Origin of the sequence: Nocardioides sp. AX2bis (assembly GCF_902506435.1) — a bacterium.
In the GTDB taxonomy this organism is placed as follows: domain Bacteria; phylum Actinomycetota; class Actinomycetes; order Propionibacteriales; family Nocardioidaceae; genus Nocardioides.
Map to the genome: position 1 here is coordinate 3699700 of NZ_LR733215.1, position 21678 is coordinate 3721377.

Below are 21678 nucleotides of genomic sequence, written 5' to 3' on the forward strand. Positions count from 1 at the left end.
GTCTCGGACGAGCCCACCGCGGGGCCGACGGGGGCTCGGAGGGTCGGACCGGGGCGGGGCTCTGCCCGACCCGAGGTGGTACCGGCGGCACCACCGTGGCAACCGGCTCCGCGGTCGAGCCCTGGTCGTGGGCACGGGCCGGAGCGGGCCGGTCCTGGGCGGGCAGGCGCAGCGGCGGGTCCGCGGTGATCCGGGCGGCGACGGCCCCGGTGGGCGCGGCCGCGCTGGGCGTGCCGCTGATGGCGTTGCGGCGCTCCAGCCGGTCGAGCCGCGCCAGCACGCCCTGGGTGGTGTGGTCGGCACCGGGGAGCAGGATCCGGGCGCAGATCAGCTCGAGCAGCAGCCGGGGCGCCGTGGCGCCGCGCATCTCGGTCAGCCCGGAGGCCACCAGGTCGGCGGCGCGGGTCAGGTCGGCGGTGCCGAAGCGGGCGGTCTGCGCGACCAGCCGCTCACCCTGGTCCTCGGAGACGTCGATCAGGCCGGTGGCCGGCGCGTCGGGCACCGCGGCCACGATCACCAGGTCGCGCAGCCGGCGCAGCAGGTCCTCGGTGAAGCGGCGCGGGTCCTGCCCGGTCTCGATGACCTTGTCGACCACGCCGAAGACCGCGCGGCCGTCGCCGGCGGCGAAGGCGTCGACGACCTCGTCGAGCAGCGTGTCGGGGGTGTAGCCCAGCAGGCCGGTGGCCAGCTCGTAGGTGATCCCGGCGGCACCGGACCCGCCGAGCAGCTGGTCGAGGACCGAGAGGGTGTCGCGGGCCGACCCGGCGCCGGCGCGCACCACCATCGGGACGGCGGCGGGCTCGATGGCCACGCCCTCCTTCGCGCAGAGCTCACCGAGGTAGGACGACAGCAGCCGCGGCGGGATCAGCCGGAACGGGTAGTGGTGGGTGCGGGAGCGGATGGTCGGGATGACCTTGTCGGGCTCGGTGGTGGCGAAGATGAACCGCAGGTGCGGCGGGGGCTCCTCGACCAGCTTCAGCAGCGCGTTGAAGCCCTGGGTGGTCACCATGTGGGCCTCGTCGATGACGTAGACCTTGTAGCGGCTGCGGACCGGCGCGAAGAACGCCTTCTCGCGCAGGTCCCGGGCGTCGTCGACGCCGCCGTGCGAGGCCGCGTCGATCTCGATGACGTCGATCGACCCGGGCCCGCCGCGGGCCAGGTCACGACAGCTCTGGCACTCCCCGCAGGGGTCGGCGACCGGGGCCAGCTCGCAGTTCAGCGCCCGGGCCAGGATCCGCGCCGAGGTGGTCTTGCCGCAGCCGCGTGGGCCGGAGAAGAGGTAGGCGTGGTTGACCCTGTTGCTGGCGAGCGCCGCGCGCAGGGGCTCGGTCACGTGGTCCTGCCCGATGACCTCGGCGAAGGTCTCGGGCCGGTAGCGCCGGTACAGCGCGAGGGGTGACTCCACGCCGCCGACACTAGCCACCGGCGCCGACAGCCCACCAGGCCGCCCGAGTCCGTACCGGCCCTGGAGACGAAGAGGCCCCCCGCGCACCCGGCAGAGCCCACTTGCCCTTGCTGCCTTCCGGCCCTGGGGGATTTGGGTGAGGTGCCGCCACGCGGGGGGTTGTCCGCAGTCTAGGCGAGCCCCCCGCGCAGGCGGCAACCCGGCCCGTACCGGCCCGAGTCGACCTCGCGCCGGGGCGACCGGTAGCCTCCTGCGCGGAGGATTCGCCTAGTGGCCTATGGCGCTCGCTTGGAAAGCGGGTTGGGTTAACGCCCTCAGGGGTTCGAATCCCCTATCCTCCGCCGCCGCGAGATGCGGACGCACCGGCCCCGACCCTCACCGGCGGGGCCGATGCTCGTCCGGGACCGCGCGCCCTCCGCCCCGCCGGGTCCGACGCGGGTGCGGGGCAGGCCGGCGCGGGGCCGCCGCCGAGGGGCCCGCCGACGAGGCGCCACTCCCCCACGGAGCGGCGCCCCGTCACGGGCTGCTGCCGCGCGGCACCTCCCCCCGGGTCCGCGCGACCGCTCCCCCGATCCCACCGCCGTCGGAGCGTCCACGCCAGCGCCGACAGGGTTCCCGGACGATCCCGGACACCCGGACGGCGTCGGCGGGGCGCACTACGATCCGGACCGTGACGATCCCGACCACCGGCCACGAGCGCGGCACCGGCGGCTGGGACGTCGTCGCCGAGCAGCTGGGGGCGCTGCGTCGCCGCGCGGGTGACCCGTCGTACGCCGAGATCGGGCGCCGCGTCGCCGAGCAGCGCGTCCGCGACGGAGCGGACCCCCACGCCGCGCGGGTCGCCCGGACGACCGTCTACGACGTCTTCCGCACCGGCCGCACCCGCCTCAACCTGCCCCTGGTGCGGGAGATCGCCCGGGCCCTCGGGGGCGGTGACGCCGAGGTCGACGAGTGGGTCGCCCGGTCCAGCGGGGACCTGCCCGCGCCCGTGCCGGCCCCGGGTCCGACGGCGACCACCCCGGCCCCCGATCCGCCGACCGTCCCCGAGCCCGCAGNAGCGTGAGGTCAGCTCGTGGTCGGGATAGGGCTTGCCGTCGCCCACCCGCTTGAAGATCACGCCGTGACTATAACCACGGCCGACCCCCGTGGAAGGGCCCTCCGCCAGGCCGCAACGAGACCGTGACCCGCCCGCAGACCCCCCACCGCTCCGGATGCGGGGTCTGCGGGCGGGTCACGGTCTCGTTGCGGCCTGGCGGAGGGCCCTTCCACGGGGGTCGGCCGTGGTTATAGTCACGGCGTGATCTTCAAGCGGGTGGGCGACGGCAAGCCCTATCCCGACCACGAGCTGACCTCACGCTCGTGGGCCTCGGTGCCTCCACGCCAGGTCCGGCTCGACGAGCTGGTGACGATCAAAGACACCCTGCAGCTGGCCACCCTGCTGGACGAGGACTCCACCTTCTACGGCGACCTCTTCGCCCACGTCGTCGCCTGGCGCGACGAGCTGTACCTCGAGGACGGCCTGCACCGCGCACTGCGCGCCGCGCTGCAGCAGCGACACGTGCTCCACGCCCGCGTCCACCACCTGGAGGCCTGAGAAGTGGGACCCCGCCTGCGCACCGCCCTGACCCTGCTCGTCCTGCTCGGGGTGGTGCTGGGCGCCGCGGCGTGGGGCTGGAGCCGCCTGACCTCGCCGGTCGGCGACGCCGCCGGCGGACCGTGCACCGAGACCGACCTCGAGCCCGGCGACCGGGTGACCACCGAGCAGGTGGTGGTCACCGTGCTGAACGCGGGGTCCCGCTCCGGCCTGGCCGGCCGGGTCACCGGGGACCTGGTCGACCAGGGCTTCGTCAAGGGCCAGTCGACGAACGCCCCGAGCGGCACCGAGGTCCCCCGGGTCCAGATCTGGACCGACTCCCCCCGCAGCCCCCAGGTACGCCTGGTGCGCGGCTACCTGGGCGAGGTCTCCGTCGTCCGCCGCGACCCGGTCGGCGAGGGCGTCACCGTCGTCGTGGGTGACGACTTCGAGGAGCTCACGGCCGGCCCGGCCAGGGTGACCGTGCGCGAGGACACCACCGCCTGCCTCGCGGGCTGACCTGCCCGGGCGCCCGGCACCGCCTCAGGGCCGCCGGTCGCGCTCGTCCTCCCCGAGCCACTGCGCCAGGCGCCCGCCCTGGCTGACCTGGCGCAGGCGTCGCTCGGTCTGCTCGCGCTGCCGGCGCGGGCAGACGACCAGCAGGTCGTCACCGTGGCGCAGGACCGTGCGCGGGTCGGGCACCAGCGTGTGGCCGTCGCGGACGACCATCGAGATCGACGCCTCCCGGGGCAGCCGCAGCTCGCCGACCTCGACGCCGTGCAGGCGCGACAACGGGCTGATCGTGATCTGCAGCAGGTCGGCCGCGACGCGCTCCAGCGGGGCGGCCTCGACGTCGAGGTCGCGCGGCTCGAGCGGCCGCGTGACCCCGAGCCAGCGGGCCACCAGCGGCAGCGTCGGGCCGGTGAGCAGGGTGTAGGCCACCACCAGGACGAAGACGACGTCGAAGAGGTCCTCGGCGCCCGCCACCCCCTCGGAGAGCGGGATCGTGGCGAGCACGATCGGCACCGCGCCGCGCAGACCCGCCCACGACATGAAGGACACCTCGCGCCACGGCATCGGCTGCACGACCGTCGAGACCAGGACCGAGACCGGCCGGGCGACCACGGTGAGCACCAGGCCCGCGACCAGGGCCATCACCACGGTCGAGGCGGTGATCCGACCCGGGGAGAGCAGCAGCCCGAGCATCACGAAGAGCCCGATCTGGGCGAGCCAGGCCACGCCCTCGGCGAAGGAGCGCGTGGTGCCGCGGTGGGGCAGCTCGGCGTTGCCGAGCACGAGCGCGGCGACGTAGACGGCCGCGAAGCCGCTGCCGTGCAGGGCGGCGGCCGCGCCGTACGCGAGCAGGGTGAAGGTGACGACCGCCAGCGGGTAGAGACCCGAGGACGGCAGCGCGGCACGGCGCAGCGACCAGGCGCCGGCGAAGCCGACCGCCAGGCCCACGACCAGGCCGAGCGCGAGCTCGCCGAGCACGATCGCCACGATCGCGGGGACGCCGTGGTCGGCCACCGCCCCCGTCGAGACCAGGGTGACCAGGACGACCGTCGGGGCGTCGTTCAGCCCCGACTCCGCCTCGAGGCTGCCGACCAGGCGGCGCGGCAGCGGCACGACGCGCAGCACCGAGAAGACCGCGGCGGCATCGGTCGGGGAGGTGACGGCGCCGAGCAGGATCGCCAGCTCCCAGGGCAGCCCGAGCAGGTAGTGGGCGGCCACGGCGACCACCAGGACCGAGACGGTGACGCCGATCGTGGCCAGGGACAGGCCCAGCCGCATCGAGGGCCGTACCTCGTCCCACTTCGTGGTCAGCCCGCCCTCGGCCAGGATCAGCGCGAGCGCGGCGAAGCCGAGCGCATGGGCGAGCTGGGCGTCGTCGAAGCCGATGCCCAGCCCGGACTCGCCCAGCGCGACCCCCATCAGCAGGTAGACCAGCAGGCTGGGCAGGCCGGCGCGCGAGGACAGGCGCACGGCCAGGATGGCCAGCAAAGTGACGGCCGAGCCGACCAGCAGGAAGCTGTCGAGCTGCTCGACGTCGAAGCTCATCTCACCTCGGCGGGGCTGGGGGGCGCGGACCCTGATCCTACCGCCGCTCGTCAGCGGGCGAGGTCGTGCACGAACTCCGTGAGCTGGGCCAGGTTGCGGCACTCCACCATCGGCACGATCGCGCCGTAGGCGGACGCGGCGCTGTCGCCGGTGTCCCAGTGCCGGCGGCGCTCGGGGTTGAGCCAGTGCGCGTGCCGGGCGGTGCCGGCGAGGTCGCGGACCACGTCCAGCGCGAGGTCGCCGTGGTTGGAGCGGGCGTCGCCGAGGACCAGCAGCGAGCTGCGGGAGGTGACGGCGTCGCCGTGCTCGGAGGCGAAGCGGCTCAGCGCCCGGCCGTAGTGCGTCCGGCCCCAGGTGGCGGCCTTGTCGGTGTCGGCGGCGAGCGCGGTCATCGTGTCGGCCAGGTCTCCGCCGGGCGTGAAGTGGTGGGTGACCTCGTGCACGGTGTCGACGAACGTGAACGCCCGGACGTTGGTGAACTGCTCGCGCAGCGCGAAGACCAGCATCAGCGTGAAGCGCGCGAAGGACGCGACCGACCCGCTGACGTCGCAGAGGACGACCAGCTCGGTGCGGTGCGGGCGGCGGGGCTTGTGGTGGGTCACGAGCGGGACGCCACCGGTCGACATCGAGGCGCGGACCGTACGCCGCACGTCGAGCGGCCCGCGCCGCCGGGCGTGCTGCTCCTGGGTCAGTCGCGAGGCCAGGCGGCGCGCGAGCGGGTAGATCTCGCGGCGGAGCTCGTCGAGGTCGGCGCGGCGGGCGGTGGTGAGGTCGAGCCGGTCGAGCGAGGGGCGCACGGCGACGTCCGCCACGTGCTCGGCGCCCTTCTCCTCGGCGATCCGGCGGCGGGCGTCGTCCTCCACGCGGCGGGTGAAGTCACCCACCCGGCCCCCGGCCCGGCGCTCCGCGGCCTCGCCGTCGAGGCCGCCGTCGACCAGGCCCTGCGCGACCCGGCCCACGAGGTCGGCCGGGGACACCCGCTGCAGGGCGGTGTAGGCCGACCACGACGACAGCCCGGGCCCGCGCCCGGGCATCGCGCCGAAACGGCCGAGCGCCTCGGCGGCCAGCGCGGCGAGAGCCTGCTCGTCACCCGAGGTCAGCGCGGCCGAGAGCCGCTCGCGCAGGTCGGCCAGGGCGGCGGCGTTGTCGCGGGAGGTCGGCTCGGAGGACGTCTCGTCCGCGGCGGCACGCCCCTGCTCGGCCACCCCGCCGCCGATCATCCGCGGGAACCACAGGTCGAAGAGCGTGTCGAACGTCGGTCGGTGGCCCAGCCGCTTGACCAGCGTCGCGGCGTACGTCTCCCGCACCGTCTCGCGGTCGTGCCAGCCGACCGCGCCGAGCGCGGCGACGGCGTCGAGGTCCTCGGCCAGCGAGACCGGCAGGCCGGCCCCGCGCAGCGCCTCCAGGAAGGAGAGGTGGCGCTGGAGCAGCCCGGAGCCGGTCACGGCCTCACGCCCGCAGGCGCAGCTCGCGCACGGCCCGGTCGGTGTCGGACGAGTGCTTCAGGACGACGCCGAGGGTGCGGTCGATCGCGGCGTCGTCGAGGTCGCCGATCTCCAGGGCCACCAGGGTCCGCGCCCAGTCGACGGACTCGGCGATGGAGGGCGCCTTCTTCAGCTCCAGCTCCCGCAACCGCCCGACGGCCGCGACCAGCTGTCCCGCGACCTTCTCCTCGAGCTCGGGCACCTGGCTCAGCACGATCTCGCGCTCGCGCTCGGCGTCGGGGTAGTCCAGGTGCAGGTAGAGGCAGCGCCGCTTGACCGCCTCCGACAGCTCGCGGCTGGCGTTCGACGTCAGCACGACGAACGGCCGCCGGGTGGCGGCGACCGTGCCGAGCTCGGGGATGGTGACCGCGAAGTCCGACAGCACCTCGAGCAGCAGCCCCTCCACCTCGACGTCGGTCTTGTCGACCTCGTCGATCAGCAGCACCGTCGGCTCCTCGCGCCGGATCGCGGTCAGCAACGGGCGCGTGAGGAGGAACTCCTCGGTGAAGATGTCGTCGTGGGTCTCCGACCAGGCCTGGTCGTCCTTGCTGGACTGGATGCGGAGCAGCTGCTTCTTGTAGTTCCACTCGTAGAGCGCACGTGCCTCGTCGAGGCCCTCGTAGCACTGCAGCCGCACCAGGTCGGCCCCGGCGGCACGGGCCACGGCCTTGGCCAGCTCGGTCTTGCCCACGCCCGCCGGGCCCTCCACGAGCAGCGGCTTCTCCAGCGCCCCGGCCAGGAAGCCGACGGTGCCGGTGGCGGTGTCGGCGAGGTAGCCGACCTCGCCCAGCCGGGCCACCGCGTCGTCGGGCGAGGCGAACCAGGTCGTCGTCGGGGCCTGGGTCGGCGTGGGGTCCGGCATGCCGACATCCTCGCCCACGGCGTCTAGGACCGCTCCATGGGCACCTCGGGGCTCCCCAGGTCCTGCGGACCGGCCCCCGCCGAGCCCCGCCCGGCCGAGGCCGCGCCGGCCTGGGGAGGAGCGGCCAACGACACCACGAGGGCCTGGAGCCGGACCACGAGGTCGTCCTGCGCGTCGCGCGTCAGGCCGGTCGCCGCGCAGACCTGCGGGATGACGTCGCGGGTCGAGTCCCGCAGCCGTACGCCCTCGTCCGTGGCGCCCACGAGCACCTTCCGCTCGTCGCCCGGCAGGCGCTGGCGTACGACCAGGCCGCGCATCTCAAGCCGCTTGAGCAGCGGGGACATCGTGCTGGACTCCAGGTGGAGACGACGCGCCAGCGCGCCGACCTGCTGCGGGCCGTCCTGCCACAGCACCGACATGACCAGGTACTGGGGGTAGGTCAGCTCCTGCTCCTCGAGCAACGGCCGGTAGACGGCGTCCATCGCACGGGCCGCCGCGTGCAGGGCCAGGCAGAGCCTGTCGTCGACGCCCGGATCCGCTCCCGCGGGATCCAGCCCGCCCGTGGTGGTCTCCATGGGCACCAGCCTAGCGAAGGCGCGGGAATGTTTCGGGTGCGATCATGTTGTGCTCGAAGTAAGAAGCGCCGGTCCTCCAGACCGTCGTACCCCGCCTTCCAAGGAGGAACGTCCATGCCGACCATCACCTCGAAGTCCGGACTGCTGTCCAAGACCGAGCTGCACTACGACGAGACCGGCCAGGGCCGACCCGTCGTCCTGATCCACGGCTGGCCGCTCAACGGCGACTCCTGGGCCAAGCAGGTGCCGGCGTTCGTCGAGGCCGGCTACCGCGTCATCACCTACGACCGTCGCGGGTTCGGCCAGTCCGAGAAGCCGGGCAAGGGCTACGACTACGACCACTTCGCCGACGACCTCGCCGCGCTGCTCGACGAGCTCGACCTCACCGACGTGACCCTCGTGGGCTTCTCGATGGGTGGCGGCGAGATCGCCCGCTACATCAGCCGTCACGGCCAGGAGCGGCTGCGCAGCGTGGTCTTCGCCGCCGCGGTGCCGCCGTACCTGCTCAAGACCGACGACAACGTCGACGGCGCGCTGGGCGACGCCGACGTGGACGGCATGCAGAAGGCCGCCTCGGACGACCGCACCGGCTTCCTCGACGGCTTCACCACGAGCTTCTTCTCCGTGGACGGCGAGATCAAGGTCTCCGAGCAGGACCGCCAGGACGCGCTCGCAATGGCGTCCCAGGCGGAGGACAAGGCGCTGGTCGACTGCATCGCCGCCTTCGCCCGCACCGACTTCCGCGAGGACCTGACCAAGGTGACCGTCCCGACCCTCGTCATCCACGGCGACGGCGACGGCACCGTCCCGTTCGAGGCCTCGGGTCGCCGCACCGCCGCCGCGATCGCGGGCAGCGAGCTGCACGTCGTCGCCGGCGCGCCGCACGGCTTCACCGCCAGCCACGCCGAGGAGTTCAACAGCACCGTGCTGACCTTCCTCGCACGCTGACGCACCGCTGACGACGAACGCCCCGTGGACGTGGTCCACGGGGCGTTCGTCTGTCTTTAGGAATCCCCGACGGAGCGACCGGGTGTGGAACGGGCTGGTCTCCCCCGACGTCGGAGTCGTCATGAACGTGAACCGTGGGCGCCTGTCCCTGGGTCCGCTCGCACTCGCGCTCGCTGTGGTCGGGCGTGGGGACAGATCCGGAGGCGACGCTCCGGCTCGTCCCGTGGACGCCTCCGCGTCGGAAGAGCCTCGATCGGGTCCGAGGGTGTCCGACCCTTCGACACTGACGGGGCCAGGTCGCTGCAGAGGGTGACATCCTGGAGATGACCGGCCGGTCAGGTCGCGGGGATCCAGTCGCAGGCCACCGTCACGGCTCGCGGGACCAGCACGACCGCACAGGACCAGGGGACGGCAGTGGAGAGTGGACCGAAGCAGGTCGGTCTGAACGGTGTCGTGGTGTCGATCCCGTACACGTGGGGTTCCGACGACGCTCGGTGCGACCCACCAGCTCGGGTCGCGAAGGCGGTCTCGGTGTTCTGGGACTGTGTCCCCGGTGATCCGTCACGGTCGTCGTCGGTGGCGTTGTTCGACGGTTCGTGGGCGGGCGCCGGGGCGCGGTCCGGTGACCTGCGGCCTGCTGGACGGGTGGGTGATCACGAGGTGCTGGCGAGCACCGGCGTGAGCGAGCTGAGTGCACCCGGTCGGTGTTCGCAGGGGTTCGGGGTCCCGGACCTGAACGCGTGGTTCCGGGTCTCCGTCTGGTCCGACCAGGGTGGCATGGAGGCGATCGCAAGGATCCGGGAGTCGCTCACCCTGAGTGGTGAGGGGTAGGGACTGCCGGCAACGGCGGCCCGGGCGGGGAAAGACCGGCCCCGGAAAGCCGGAACGCCGGTCCCGGGCTCCCGAGGGAGCCGGGAACCGGCGTTCTCCTGGCACTTCCGTGCCTGCGGCGTCATGCTTTCGCACTCAGCCCCTGGCGGTGGCGGTGGGATTTGAACCCACGGTGGGTTGCCCCACACATCATTTCGAGTGATGCACCTTCGGCCTCTCGGACACGCCACCGCCGGAGAACATACCGGAGCGGGCCCGGACCACCGAAATCAGATCCCCGAGAACTCCCAGGCGATCGAGGTCCGGTACGTCTCCCCCGGTCGCAGCACCGCGGACGGCCAGCCCGGCTCGCCCTCGTGGTTCGGGGTGTCCGGGTGCAGCTGGGGCTCGAGCGCGAGCCCGTCGCCCTGGCGCAGCAGCGCGCCGTCGCGGCCGACGACGCTGCCGTCCAGGAAGTTGCCGGTGTAGACCTGCAGCCCGGGCTGGTCGGCGAGCAGCCGCAACCGGGTCCGCGTACGCGTCGAGACGACCTCGGCGACGACCCGCTCGCCCTCGCCGTCGACGACCAGGTCGTGGTCGAGGCCCTGGCCGGCGGCGACCTGGGGGTGCGGGTCGCGGGCGACGTCGCCGACCCGACGCGGCTCGCGCAGGTCGAAGGGGGTGCCGTCCACGGGGGCGTGCTCGCCGAGCGGCACCCCGGTCGGGTCGACCGGGAGGAACGCCGACGCGGGCACCCGCAGCTCGTGGTCGTCGACGCTGCCCCCACCGTCGAGGTTGACGTAGGCGTGCGTGCTGAGGTTGACCACCGTCGCCCGGTCCGTGGTGGCGGTGAGGGTCAGCCGGACGGTGTCGCCGTCGACCTCCCATCGCGCCTCGACCTGCACCGTGCCGGGGAAGCCCTGGTCGCCGTCGGGGCTGTCGAGGCGGAGCACGGCGTACGTCGGCGCGTCCTCGTCCGGCCCGACCTCGACGAGGTCCCACAGCCGCTGGTCGAAGCCGTCGGGCCCGCCGTGCAGGCTGTTGCCCCGGTCGTGGGCGCCGACCACGTGCACCTCGCCGTCGAGCTCGAACCGGCCCCGGGCGATCCGGTTGGCGTACCGCCCGACGACCGCGCCGACGTAGTCACCGCCCGCGACGTAGGACGCGACGTCGGGGTAGCCGAGGACGACGTCGCGGCGCACGCCGTCACCGCCGGTGACGAGGAGGCGGTGGACGGTGGAGCCGAGGGTCAGCAGGTGCAGCTCCGCGCCGTCACCGGGGCCGCCCCCACCGCCCAGGACGACGCGGTGGACGGGGCGGCCGTCCGGGAGGGAGCCGAAGGTGTCGAGCACCCGAGGACGCTAACAGCGCGCTCGGTGCCGCAGGTACTAGGACCTTCGACCATCTGGGAACTGTGACCGGCGGTGTCGGAGCCTGGTGCCCCGCCCCACCCCCGTCGTTCACAGGAGCCCCTCGATGACCACCACCCCCGCCCCCCGCCGCACCCGGCGGACCGCCTCCGCGGCGGCCGCGATCGCGCTCACCACGCTGTCCCTGCTCGCCCCCGCGTCGCAGGCCGCCGCCCGGAACGGCGGCGGTGAGGGCGAGACCGAGGGCGGCGGCTCGAAGGTGGCGGCGGGCAACTACGCGGTCACCGTGAACGGCCGGACCTACGACCCCGCCCCGGGCAAGGACCTGCGGCTGGACAAGGTCGCGACGACCACCCCGATCACCGTGTCCGGGCGGAACACCTCCTTCACGATCGACCCGACCACGCTGGGCGTCTACGACTACACGCTCACGGGCGCCTCGGCGCCGGACCGGATGGTCACCCGCCCCACGGTCGTCTTCGCCTCCAAGGTGCCCGTCCTGACGGCCGCGCAGCGTCGCTCGCCCTCGCTGACGCGCCTGGAGGTCCGCGACGGCTCCCTGGTCGCCATCCTCGGCGTGGCCGGCGGCAAGCTCAAGGTCCAGGCCAAGGACGCGCCGCAGGGCGGCATCTTCCAGATGGAGCCGGAGTTCGGCTCGGACGTCGAGGTCGTGCACACCCTCGGCCCGGAGCTCTTCTACTTCGTCAACCCCTACACCTCGAAGATCAACTTCGGGGACGGCACCCCGGCGGTCACCACCGGAGACGGCGCGCACCAGATGCTGCTGGGCAAGGACAGCCCGCAGGTGGCCACCAAGCTCGCCCAGACCGCCACCACCACCCGGTGGTCGGTGGCCTCCGGCGGCCGGATGGGCGGGGTGCTGGGCGAGGACGCGGTCGAGCTCTCCCAGGGGGCGACGAGCTGCACGAGCCAGTGCCAGGCGCAGAACCGGATCCGTGGCTCCGTCCCGGTGCCGCCCGACCCGACCGACCCCACCCCCCTGCCCTGATCACAGGCAGCCACCCGCAGCGGGCGCCGGGCGGGCCGGCGGAGGACGAGACCGATACTGGGTCCATGGTCCCCTCCGCCGGTCCGCCCTGGCGGCGTCTCTCCGAGCGCCGCACGGCGCCCCGGACGCCCGACGGGGTCGTCCGCCCGGCGCGGGTCTACGCCGGGGTCGTCGTCGCCACCCTGACCGTGCTGGTCGCGGTCGCGGTGGTCGGCGCCTGGGCGGCCCAGCGCGAGGGCGAGGCCGAGGGCGTGGTCGGCACGGCGCGACGTACCGAGATCCTCGCCGACGCCGTCGTCGAGCCGGCGCTGACAGACGGTGTCCTCACCCAGGAGCCCCGCGCCCTGGAGCGGCTGGACCGCAGCGTGCGCGAGCACGTGATCAGCGACGACGTCGTCCGCGTGAAGCTGTGGTCGGCCGACGGCACCGTCCTGTACTCCGACGAGCCGGCGCTGGTCGGTCGCCGCTTCGGCCTCGACGAGGAGGAGCGCGAGGCCATCGCCGACGGGGCCGACGGTCAGGGCACCGGGGCCGAGGTGAGCGACCTCGACGCCGAGGAGAACGTCTACGAGCGGGGCCGCGGCAAGCTCCTCGAGGTCTACCACCCGGTCCGGACCCCGGGTGGCGAGGTGCTGCTGTTCGAGACCTACGCGCCCTACGCGCTGGTCACCGATCGCGGCGACGAGATCTGGCGCGGGTTCACCGCCATCGTGGTCGGGAGCCTGGTGGCCCTGATGCTGCTCCTGCTGCCGGTCGTCTGGCGGCTCCTCGACCACCTCCGCCGGGGTCGCGACGAGCGCGAGCTGCTGCTCCGCACCGCCCTGGACGCCTCGGACGCCGAGCGGCGCCGGATCGCGGCGACCCTCCACGACGGGCCGGTGCAGGAGCTCGCCGCGACGTCGTTCGTCGTCAGCAGCGCCGCCCGCCGGGCCGAGGCGTCGGGCGACCCCGACCTCGCCGACTCGCTCGCGGGCGCCGCGGACGCCGTCCGGGCCGGGATCGGGGGCCTGCGGTCGCTGCTGGTCGACATCTACCCCGCGAGCCTCACCGGGGTGGGCCTCGGCCCGGCGCTGGCCGACCTCACCGTCGGCCTCGAGGCCCACGGCGTCACGACCAGCCTCGACGTGGACCCGGCGGCCGCCGAGGCCCTCACCGCGGAGCAGTCCCGGCTGGTCTTCCAGGTCGCCCGGGAGACGCTGCGCAACACCACCCGGCACGCCCGCGCCCAGGCCGTGTCGGTCACCCTGGGCGCCGCCGACCCCGACGCCGCGGCAGAGCTGCTCGTGGTCGACGACGGCGTGGGCTTCGACGTGGACGAGACGCTGCACCGTCCGGCCCCCGGTCACTTCGGCGTCCGCACCCTGGTCGACGCCGCCGCGCACCAGGGGGCCGGCCTCGACGTCCAGACCGGGTCCTCCGGCACCACCTGGCGACTGACCGTGCCGTGGTCGTGAGCAGGGCGCACCGGGTCCTCGTCGTCGACGACCACCGCCTCGTCCGTGCGGGCCTGGCCGGGCTGGTCGACGACGACCCGGGGCTCGAGGTCTGCGGTCAGGCCGCGGACGGCGCCGAGGCGGTCGACCTGGTCACCGAGCTGCGGCCCGACGTGGTGCTGATGGACCTCTCGATGCCGGTGATGGACGGCGTCGAGGCCACCCTGGCCGTCCTGGCCCTCCGGCCCCAGACCCGGGTCCTCGTGCTGACCAGCTTCGCCGAGCACGACCGGGTGCGCGAGGCGCTGGCGGCCGGCGCCGTCGGCTACCTGCTCAAGGACTCCGAGCCCGGGGCCCTGCTCGCCGCCGTCCGCGCGGCGGCCGACGGTCAGGTCCCGCTCGACCCGCGCGTCGCCGCGGCGCTGCTGCCCGGTGCGCGCCCCAGGACCCCCGTGGACCACCTCGAGGGGCTCAGCCGCCGCGAGCGCGAGGTGCTGGCCCTGGTCGGCGAGGGCCTGGCCAACAAGCAGATCGCCCGACGCCTCGGGATCACCGAGCGGACGGTCAAGGCGCACGTCGGCAGCATCTTCCGCCGGATCGGCGTCGCCGACCGGACCAGCGCCGCGCTGTGGGCGCGGGACCACCTGCGGCCGGACTGAGCGTCGCGCGACCGCGCCGCCAGGGAGCCCCAGCGGGACGAACGCGCCCACGGGCGCTGCCGGTGCGGTAGAAGGACTCCCATGAGCCAGTACCCGAGCCCCGTCCCCCCGGCCGACTCGACGGGGCCGCGCGCGGACGCCTCGGCCGGGCTGCGCGTCGGGGCGCTCGCCCTGGACACCCTGCTGGTGATGGTGCCGCTCTTCGTGGTCTCGGCGCTGCTGTTCGGGGAGAGCCAGGCCGGGGACGGCGGGGCGAGCCTGTCGCTGAGCGGGCTGCCGTTCCTGCTGACCGTCCTCGTGGCGGCGGTCTACTTCTTCGCCTGCGAGCTCGCCTGGGGACAGACCCTGGGCAAGAGGCTGGTCGGCATCCGCGTGGTCTCCGAGAAGGGTCCGCAGCGCACCGCCGGGCAGGTGCTCGTACGGACGCTGCTGCGCGTGGTCGACGGGTTCGCGTTCTACCTGGTCGCGTTCGTCGCGGTGCTGGCCAGCCCGAAGAACCAGCGGCTCGGCGACATGGCGGCCTCGACGCGGGTGGTCCGGACGAGCCGGTAGGTCGCGCGAGGCAACCGGATGGGCCGCCCACCTCGTTCCTCACGCATGGAGCGAGCAGCAGATGCGTGACGAGGCGGCGTTCGTCGAGTTCGCCGAGGCGGTGCGCGGACGGCTGCGCCGCACGGCGTACCTGATGTGCGGCGACTGGGACCGTGCCTCGGACCACGTCCAGGAGGGCCTGATCCGGGTCTACGTCGCCTGGCCGCGGCTGACGAGGGCCGGGGGCGAGTACGCCTACGCCCGCAAGGCGGTGACCAGCGCGTTCCTCGACAGCGCCCGGCGACGCTCGAGCACCGAGGTGCTCACCGAGCACGACCGTGACGTGCCCTCGGGCCACGACCTCGCGGGGTCCGTGGCCGAGCGGGCGGCGTTGATGTCGGCCCTGGCCGACCTGCCGCCGCGGCAGCGGGCGTGCGTGGTGCTGCGGTTCTTCGAGGACCTGAGCGTCGCCGACACCGCCGCGCTCCTGAGATGCACCGAGGGGACGGTGAAGAGCCAGACGTCCCGTGCGCTGGCCTCGCTCCGGACCATGTTCGACGCCGCGCCGACCGGCGGGCTCACGACCGAAGGAGCGACATCGTGGTGAACGACCTGGCCGACCTGCTGCGCGAGAGCGCGGCGTCCGCGCCCGACGACCGTCTGGACACCGACACCCTCCTGGCCGGCGGCCGCCGCCGCGTCCGACGTCGCCGCCTCGGCGTCGTCGGCGGTACGGCGCTGGCCACCGCCGCGGTCGTGGCCGCGACCTCGCTGCTGGGCGCGGAGTCCCCGCCACCCGACCTGGTCGCTGCGGGCGTGCCCGCGCCGGACGCGCCGACGCTGCGGCTGGCCGACGCCGTCGCGGCGACCGAGGGCGAGGACTACCGGATCCTGGCGTCCCACACGAACGAGAACCTGAACCGGGACAACGGGCAGTACTTCGACGGCGTGACCGACGACGGCCGGCTCCTGTTCCGCGACGGGCCCCGGCTGGGCCAGCGCTTCCCCCGGTTCGCCCTCCAGGACCCCGCCACCGGCGAGAAGGACTGGCTGCCCGACCTCGAGGTGGAGGCCCAGACCAGCGCGGTCGAGCTCGGGACGGACCGGCTCGTGCTGCTCTCCGGTCGCGGCGGGATGGAGACGACGACCCTGGTCGCGCACTCCTTCGACCGCACCGCCCGGGAGTGGACCTCGACGACCTGGCCCGACCTGCCGCGGGTCGACGCCTGGTTCGGGGCGCAGGTCGGCCCCGACGGCCGGCTCTACGTGCCGGTGCCGGCCACCCAGGGCCAGCCCCCGGAGGGCGGCTGGCCGACGTCGCCGGACGGGGACGCCGAGGACGCCGACGCCGAGGGCGACACGTACCGGTTGTGGTCGGTCTCGCTCACCGACCCCGCCGACGTCCGGGACGAGGAGCTGACCGTGGGGTCCCTGGCCTTCACCGACGACACGATGGTGTGGACCGACTCCACGAACGGCGCCGCCGGGCAGGTGCACGTGCGGGACCTGGCGACCGGGAAGGAGTCGGCCTTCGACCCCCGCTCCGGGGAGCGCTGCAACCTGCTGAGCTTCGGCGCGGCCGGCGACAAGGTCGTGATGGGCCAGTACTGCGGCACCTACGACGGCGGCGTGCGCGACGACCGCGTCCAGGTGCTCGACACCGACGGCGACCAGGTGACCACGCTGCAGGGCAGCGGCGTCGAGGGGTCGCTGACCTCGGTGGGCGGCGAGGGCATCGTGACGATCACGTCGTACGAGCGGGGCGGCGCCGGGACCTATGTGTACGACCTCGGGACGAACGAGCTGCTGCGGATCTCCGACGAGGTCTCGTCGTGGGCCACCAGCGGTCCGACGCTGGACGGGCAGTTCCTGTGGAACACCCCCGAGAACGGCAACGCCGGGATGACCCAGCACCTCGGTCAGCTGGTGGACTGAGGCGGGCGCGTCGGCGGGCGCGTCGGCGGGCGGGGACTTGTCGGGCAGGTTCTGAACATGTCGGCCTTTGCAAAGGCCGACATGTTCGGAAGTCCCCGGTCGGCCGGGGACTTCTGCACCCCCCTGGACCACAATCAGGGGGTGACCACCACGACCGGAACGACGCCCGCGGCCGAGGCCGCGCCCCCGACCCACAACTGGGCCGGCAACCTGCGCTACGGCTTCACCCGGCACCTGCGCCCGCGCACCCTGACCGAGCTGCAGGAGCAGGTCGCGGCCGAGCCGCGGCTGCGCGTGATCGGCTCGCGGCACTCCTTCACCGCGATCACCGACGGGGACGTCGCGCTGAGCCTGGCCGGGCTCCCCGACGACGTCGAGGTCGACGTGGACGCGGGCACGGTGACCTGCTCGGGCGGCGCCACCTTCGGCGCGCTCGCGGCCTCCCTCGAGGCCCACGGGCTGGCCCTGGCGAACCTGGCCTCCCTGCCGCACATCTCGGTCGCCGGCGCGGTCGCGACCGGTACGCACGGCTCGGGCGCGGGGCTCGGCAACCTGGCCACGGCTGTTCGCGCGCTCACGTTCGTCACCGCCGACGGCGCGCTGCGTACCGTCACCCGCGGTGAGCCCGACTTCGCCGGTGCGGTCGTGCACCTCGGCGCGCTCGGGGTCGTCCACCGGGTCACCCTGGACGTGGAGCCGGCCTACGAGGTGGCTCAGACCGTGCACCCCGGCCTCGGCTGGGACGTCGCGGAGGAGCGGCTGCGCGAGGCGCTCGGCGCGGCGTACTCCGTCAGCCTCTTCACCGACTGGGGACCCGCCGGCGTCACCGCCTGGGTCAAGCGGCGGGTGGGGACTGACGCCCTGGCCGGCACGACCGGGGACTTCCTCGGCGTCCCGGCCGCCACCACGCCGCAGCACCCCGTGCCGGGCGAGGACCCCGTGGCCTGCACCGAGCAGCTCGGCGCGCCCGGTCCGTGGTCGGAGCGGCTGCCGCACTTCCGGATGGGGTTCACCCCGAGCAGCGGCGAGGAGATCCAGAGCGAGTGGCACGTGCCCGCCGAGCACGGGCCGGCCGCGGTCGCAGCCCTGCGCGGCGTCCACGCCGAGATCGCACCGCTGCTGATGATCAGCGAGATCCGGGCCGTCGCGGCCGACGACCTCTGGCTCAGCCCGATGCAGGGCCGCGACACGGTCTCGCTGCACTTCACCTGGGTCCGCGACCAGGCCGGCGTCGAGGCCGCCGCCCGGGTGGTCGAGCAGGCGCTGTCGGCCTACGACCCCCGCCCGCACTGGGGCAAGCTCTACTCCCACTCCCCCGCGGTGCTGGACTCCTACCCGCAGGCCGACGCGTTCCGCGCGCTGCGCGAGCGGTGGGACCCCGAGCACGTGTTCACCAACGCCTGGACCGCCCGGCTGCTCGACTGACGCCGACCGGGGCCGGGCAGGCCCGGGACGTCATCCGTCCGCACGCCCAGCAGCACCGCACAACGGATGACGTCCCGCGGCCCCGGCCGGACGAGCAGTCAGCCGCGGCGGGTCCGGGTGGCCACGCCCACCAGCAGCAGCGCCAGCGCCACGAGCACCCCCACCGAGGCGGCGGTCGCGTCCCAGCCACCGGCGTGCCAGGCCAGGCCGACCAGGGCGCCGAAGAGGCTCGAGCCGGCGTAGTACATCGCCACGTAGAGCGCCGAGGCGCGCGCGGGCGCGGCGCCGCCGAGCACGGGGGCCCAGCCGCTCGCGACGGCGTGGGCGGCGAAGAAGCCGGCGGTGAACACGATGAGCCCGGCCACGACCAGCACCAACCGGTCGGGCAGCGTCATCGCGAGCCCGGCGCCCATCACGACGACACCGAGGGCGAGCACCCGCGGGCGGCCGTACCGCTGGGCGGCGCGGCCGGCGACCGCCGAGGACACGGTGCCGGCGAGGTAGGCCAGGAAGACCAGCCCGACCACCGCGGCGGGCAGGTCGAACGGCGCGGCCGCCAGCCGGAACGACAGGTAGTTGTAGGTCGCCACGAAGCCGCCCATCAGCACGAACGGCAGCAGCAGCACCGCCACGACCGACGGCTCGCGGAGCAGGGCGCCGACCCCCGGGCGTACGGCGGCCCCGCCGTCGGCGCCCACCTCCGGCGCCGCGTCGGGGGCGGGCCCGGTGTCCTCGGTGAAGCGCCAGACCAGCGCGGTGACGACCGCGGCGACGACGCCCAGCACGGCCAGCGCGGCCCGCCAGCCGCCGAGGTCGGCGGCGGCGGAGGTGACCAGTCGCCCCGAGACACCGCCGAGGGTGTTGCCGGCGACGTAGAGGCCCATCGCACCGGCCAGGCCGCTGGGGTGGACCTCGGCGGCGACGTGCCCCATCGCGACCGCGACCACCCCGGCCAGGGCGGCCCCGGCCAGCCCCCGGGCGGCGACGAGGAGGCCGAACGTGGGCGCCGCGGCCGCGACCATGGTCAGCGCGACGGCCGCCAGGAGCCCCCAGCGGATGGTCCGGACGCGGCCGATCCGCAGCCCGATCGCGGTGGCCGGGATGACCAGCAGCGCCAGCGCGCCGGTCGCGGCGGAGACGGTCAGGCTCGCGCGCGGGGCGTCCACGCCGTACTCGTCCCCGAGCTGCGGGAGGATCGGCTGGGTGGCGTAGAGGATGCCGAAGGCGGCCAGCCCGACCAGCACCATCGCGGCGTTCAGCCGGCGGTACGCAGGCGTCCCGGGCAGGTGCCCGGTCCGGGTGTCGGTCGTGGTCGCCACCGACCCACCTTCGCACCGCGCGCTCCGCCCGCCCCACGCCCGGAGGCGTGAGATGGGTCTCGGCGGCTCAGCCCACCAGCACCACGTGCAGCGTCCGGGGCCCGTGGACGCCCTCGACCCGGTCGAGCTCGATGTCGCTGGTGGCCGAGGGGCCGCTGATCCAGGTCATCGCCCGGGTGGGGTCGAGCCCGGCGACGGCGTCGGGCACGTCGGCGACGACCTGGTCGGTGCGCACGATGCAGACGTGGAGGTCCGGCACCAGGCTGATCGCGCGGCGGCCCTGGTCCGGGCCGTGGTCCAGGACGATGGTGCCGGTCTCGGCGATCCCGACCCGGGCCGCGGTGACCACGGCCTCGATGCCGTCGAGGTCGTAGGACGTCAGCGCGTCGTCGCTCACGGCGCCGGGCACCGCGAGGTCGAGGCCGGAGGGCACCACCGCCCGCGCACCCTCGCCCAGGGGGGCGAGCGCCTCGGCGACGGTGGCGGCGAGGTCCTCGGGCGCGCACCGACGGACGGTCGCCTTGTAGTCCTCGACCCGCTCGACGAACCGCTCCAGCAGGGCGTCACCCTCGAGGTGGGCGCCCGGGGGCGGTGTCGGCGCCGGCGTCGCCCGGTCCTCGGGCGAGACGTCGGCCAGGGCCGCACGGACGCGGCCGAGGATCTCCTCACGTGCCGGGCCTCGTGACACTCGCTGCGCTCGTTCCTCGACCACCGCTCACTCACCGCCCTTCTGCTCGGACTGCTCGGGGCCCTCGGCGCGGCCGCCGTCGGTACGGCGCCACCACGCCCGGAACGACTCGCGCGGCGGGGCCGGCAGGTCGCGTGCCCCCGTCCACGCGGCGCCGGGGCCCGGCAGTCGACCAGCGGTCGCGCGGCCACCGGGCAGCCGCGCCTTGCCCACCCGGGTCAGCACCCGGCCGGCCAGGCCGGAGAGCCGCTCGCCGGCCGCGAGCCGGCGGGCGTCGGTGAAGGCCCAGGCGGTGCCCTTCATGGCCACGGCCTCGGCCTTGGGCACGCGGTCCTCGCGGTGGGCGTCGACGACCTTCGAGCGCAGGTGCACCAGCACCTCGGGGATGTCGATGCGCACCGGGCAGACCTCGAAGCAGGCACCGCAGAGCGACGAGGCGTACGGCAGCGAGTCCACCTGGGGATCACCCTGGCCGCGCATCAGCGGGTTGAGGATCGCACCGATCGGGCCGGGGTAGACCGAGCCGTACGCGTGGCCGCCGGTGCGTTCGTAGACGGGGCAGACGTTGAGGCAGGCCGAGCAGCGGATGCAGCGCAGCGCCTGGCGGCCGACCTCGTCGGCGAGCGCGCGGGTGCGCCCGTTGTCGACGAGCACGACGTGCACCTCCTGCGGACCGTCACCGGGCGTGACGCCGGTCCACATCGAGGTGTACGGGTTCATCCGCTCGCCGGTCGAGGAGCGCGGCAGCAGGCGCAGCAGCGGGTCGAGCTCGGCGAAGGTCGGCACGACCTTCTCGATGCCGACCACGCTGATCAGCACCTCGGGCAGGGTCAGGCACATCCGACCGTTGCCCTCGGACTCGACGACGACCAGCGTCCCGGTCTCGGCGACGGCGAAGTTCGCCCCGGAGACCGCGACCTTGGCGCGCAGGAACTTCTCGCGCAGGTGCTGGCGGGCGGCGCCGGCGAGCACCGCCGGCTCGTCGGTGAGGTCGTCGGGGGCCGGCTTGCCCGCGGCGGACATCTTCGACCGGAAGATCTCGCGGATCTCCGCCCGGTTGCGGTGGATCGCGGGCACGAGGATGTGGCTGGGCAGGTCGTCCCCGAGCTGGACGATCAGCTCGGCGAGGTCGGTCTCCCAGGCGGCGATGCCCTGGGCCTGCAGCGCCTCGTTGAGCTCGATCTCCTGGGTGGCCATCGACTTGACCTTCACGACCTCGTCGACGTCGTGGCTGCGAGCCACCCGGGCGACGACCTCGCAGGCCTCGGCGGCGTCACGCGCCCAGTGCACGGTCGCGCCCTGCGCGGTCAGCGACTCCTCGAGGCGGACCAGGTTCGTCTCGAGGTCGGCCAGCGCGCGGGCCTTGACCGCGGCGCCGGCCAGGCGCAGGTCCTCCCAGTGCTCGACCTCGCCGACGACCTTGGCGCGCTTGGCGCGGATCGTGCCGGTGGCGTGGGCCAGGTTGTGGCGCAGCTGGGTGTCGGCCAGGGCCTGGCGGGCCGCGGTCGGGAACGGCGGCATGCCGACGAAGGTGGCGCTCACGAGGTGGCTCCCTGCTCGAGTCCGTGCTGGATGGCGTCCGTACGCCCCGCCG

Annotated in this window: 19 protein-coding genes, 2 tRNA genes and 1 other RNA gene; 11 read left to right on the forward strand and 11 right to left on the reverse strand. The window is 74.5% G+C overall.

Features of this window, described 5'->3' with window-relative positions; genetic code table 11:
• Both GV155_RS17800 and ffs read right to left on the reverse strand, forming a co-directional pair.
• Positions 1-1405 (reverse strand): DNA polymerase III subunit gamma and tau (locus tag GV155_RS17800; RefSeq protein ID WP_201300229.1); only part of this gene is annotated, 1405 nt, incomplete at its 3' end.
• 69 nt (positions 1406-1474) lie between these two features.
• Positions 1475-1567: signal recognition particle sRNA small type (gene ffs, locus GV155_RS17805), an RNA gene on the reverse strand.
• 94 nt (positions 1568-1661) lie between these two features.
• Between ffs and GV155_RS17810 the strand changes: the two genes are divergently transcribed.
• The 3 genes from GV155_RS17810 (at position 1662) to GV155_RS17825 (ending at position 3497) form a co-directional block, all read left to right on the forward strand.
• Positions 1662-1746: transfer RNA gene (locus tag GV155_RS17810), tRNA-Ser, on the forward strand.
• 956 nt (positions 1747-2702) lie between these two features.
• On the forward strand, positions 2703-2999 hold the full coding sequence (locus tag GV155_RS17820) for a type II toxin-antitoxin system VapB family antitoxin (RefSeq protein WP_160010143.1): 297 nt from the start codon (positions 2703-2705) through the stop codon (positions 2997-2999).
• Positions 3000-3002: 3 nt separating this feature from the next.
• The gene (locus tag GV155_RS17825; RefSeq protein ID WP_160010145.1) at positions 3003-3497 is read left to right on the forward strand and encodes a LytR C-terminal domain-containing protein; all 495 of its coding nucleotides are present in this window, start codon (positions 3003-3005) and stop codon (positions 3495-3497) included.
• 24 nt (positions 3498-3521) lie between these two features.
• On the opposite strand, the gene GV155_RS17830 is transcribed toward GV155_RS17825, so the two are convergent.
• From GV155_RS17830 to GV155_RS17845, 4 genes are read right to left on the reverse strand one after another with little or no spacing between them, the layout of a single operon-like run.
• Positions 3522-5036, reverse strand: a complete 1515-nt coding sequence (locus GV155_RS17830; protein WP_160010147.1) for a potassium/proton antiporter — start codon at positions 5034-5036, stop codon at positions 3522-3524.
• A 50-nt stretch (positions 5037-5086) separates the two neighbouring features.
• On the reverse strand, positions 5087-6481 hold the full coding sequence (locus GV155_RS17835; RefSeq protein ID WP_160010148.1) for a vWA domain-containing protein: 1395 nt from the start codon (positions 6479-6481) through the stop codon (positions 5087-5089).
• Positions 6482-6485: 4 nt separating this feature from the next.
• Complete coding sequence (locus GV155_RS17840) at positions 6486-7382, reverse strand: AAA family ATPase (protein ID WP_160010150.1); 897 nt, start codon at positions 7380-7382, stop codon at positions 6486-6488.
• Positions 7383-7405: 23 nt separating this feature from the next.
• Positions 7406-7957 (reverse strand): MarR family winged helix-turn-helix transcriptional regulator, encoded by a 552-nt coding sequence (locus GV155_RS17845; RefSeq protein ID WP_160010152.1) that lies wholly within the window; start codon positions 7955-7957, stop codon positions 7406-7408.
• A gap of 114 nt (positions 7958-8071) precedes the next feature.
• Between GV155_RS17845 and GV155_RS17850 the strand changes: the two genes are divergently transcribed.
• The gene (locus tag GV155_RS17850; protein WP_160010154.1) at positions 8072-8905 is read left to right on the forward strand and encodes an alpha/beta fold hydrolase; all 834 of its coding nucleotides are present in this window, start codon (positions 8072-8074) and stop codon (positions 8903-8905) included.
• Positions 8906-9879: 974 nt separating this feature from the next.
• Here GV155_RS17850 and GV155_RS17855 read toward each other — a convergent pair.
• Both GV155_RS17855 and GV155_RS17860 read right to left on the reverse strand, forming a co-directional pair.
• Positions 9880-9967 (reverse strand) — tRNA-Ser (locus GV155_RS17855).
• A 38-nt stretch (positions 9968-10005) separates the two neighbouring features.
• Positions 10006-11067, reverse strand: a complete 1062-nt coding sequence (locus GV155_RS17860; protein ID WP_160010156.1) for an aldose epimerase family protein — start codon at positions 11065-11067, stop codon at positions 10006-10008.
• A gap of 124 nt (positions 11068-11191) precedes the next feature.
• Here GV155_RS17860 and GV155_RS17865 point away from each other — a divergent pair, with 124 nt between their 5' ends.
• The 7 genes from GV155_RS17865 (at position 11192) to GV155_RS17895 (ending at position 18077) form a co-directional block, all read left to right on the forward strand.
• Positions 11192-12094: a hypothetical protein gene (locus tag GV155_RS17865; RefSeq protein WP_160010158.1), complete on the forward strand. Its 903-nt coding sequence runs from the start codon at positions 11192-11194 to the stop codon at positions 12092-12094.
• A gap of 65 nt (positions 12095-12159) precedes the next feature.
• A complete protein-coding gene (locus tag GV155_RS17870) occupies positions 12160-13548 on the forward strand; it encodes a sensor histidine kinase (RefSeq protein WP_160010160.1) in 1389 nt (462 codons plus the stop codon).
• Positions 13545-14186 (forward strand): response regulator, encoded by a 642-nt coding sequence (locus tag GV155_RS17875; protein WP_160010162.1) that lies wholly within the window; start codon positions 13545-13547, stop codon positions 14184-14186. Before GV155_RS17870 ends, GV155_RS17875 begins: the two co-directional genes overlap by 4 nt.
• Before the next feature lie 81 nt (positions 14187-14267).
• Positions 14268-14738 carry an RDD family protein gene (locus GV155_RS17880; RefSeq protein ID WP_160010164.1) on the forward strand — a complete coding sequence of 157 codons (471 nt, stop codon included), beginning with the start codon at positions 14268-14270 and terminating at the stop codon, positions 14736-14738.
• Between the two features lie 61 nt (positions 14739-14799).
• The gene (locus GV155_RS17885; RefSeq protein ID WP_160010166.1) at positions 14800-15324 is read left to right on the forward strand and encodes a SigE family RNA polymerase sigma factor; all 525 of its coding nucleotides are present in this window, start codon (positions 14800-14802) and stop codon (positions 15322-15324) included.
• On the forward strand, positions 15318-16652 hold the full coding sequence (locus GV155_RS17890) for a hypothetical protein (RefSeq protein ID WP_160010168.1): 1335 nt from the start codon (positions 15318-15320) through the stop codon (positions 16650-16652). The genes GV155_RS17885 and GV155_RS17890 overlap by 7 nt, the downstream gene beginning before the upstream one ends.
• A 141-nt stretch (positions 16653-16793) precedes the next feature.
• Entirely contained in the window at positions 16794-18077 is a 1284-nt protein-coding gene (locus tag GV155_RS17895) for a D-arabinono-1,4-lactone oxidase (protein WP_201300230.1), read from the forward strand.
• Between the two features lie 98 nt (positions 18078-18175).
• Here GV155_RS17895 and GV155_RS17900 read toward each other — a convergent pair whose 3' ends face one another.
• From GV155_RS17900 to GV155_RS17910, 3 genes are all read right to left on the reverse strand, one after another.
• Complete coding sequence (locus GV155_RS17900) at positions 18176-19396, reverse strand: MFS transporter (protein ID WP_160010170.1); 1221 nt, start codon at positions 19394-19396, stop codon at positions 18176-18178.
• A gap of 67 nt (positions 19397-19463) precedes the next feature.
• Positions 19464-20084, reverse strand: coding sequence for a LutC/YkgG family protein (locus GV155_RS17905; RefSeq protein WP_160010172.1), 621 nt, complete (start codon positions 20082-20084; stop codon positions 19464-19466).
• 27 nt (positions 20085-20111) lie between these two features.
• Entirely contained in the window at positions 20112-21605 is a 1494-nt protein-coding gene (locus GV155_RS17910; RefSeq protein WP_160011591.1) for a lactate utilization protein B, read from the reverse strand.
• Positions 21606-21678 lie beyond the last annotated feature (73 nt).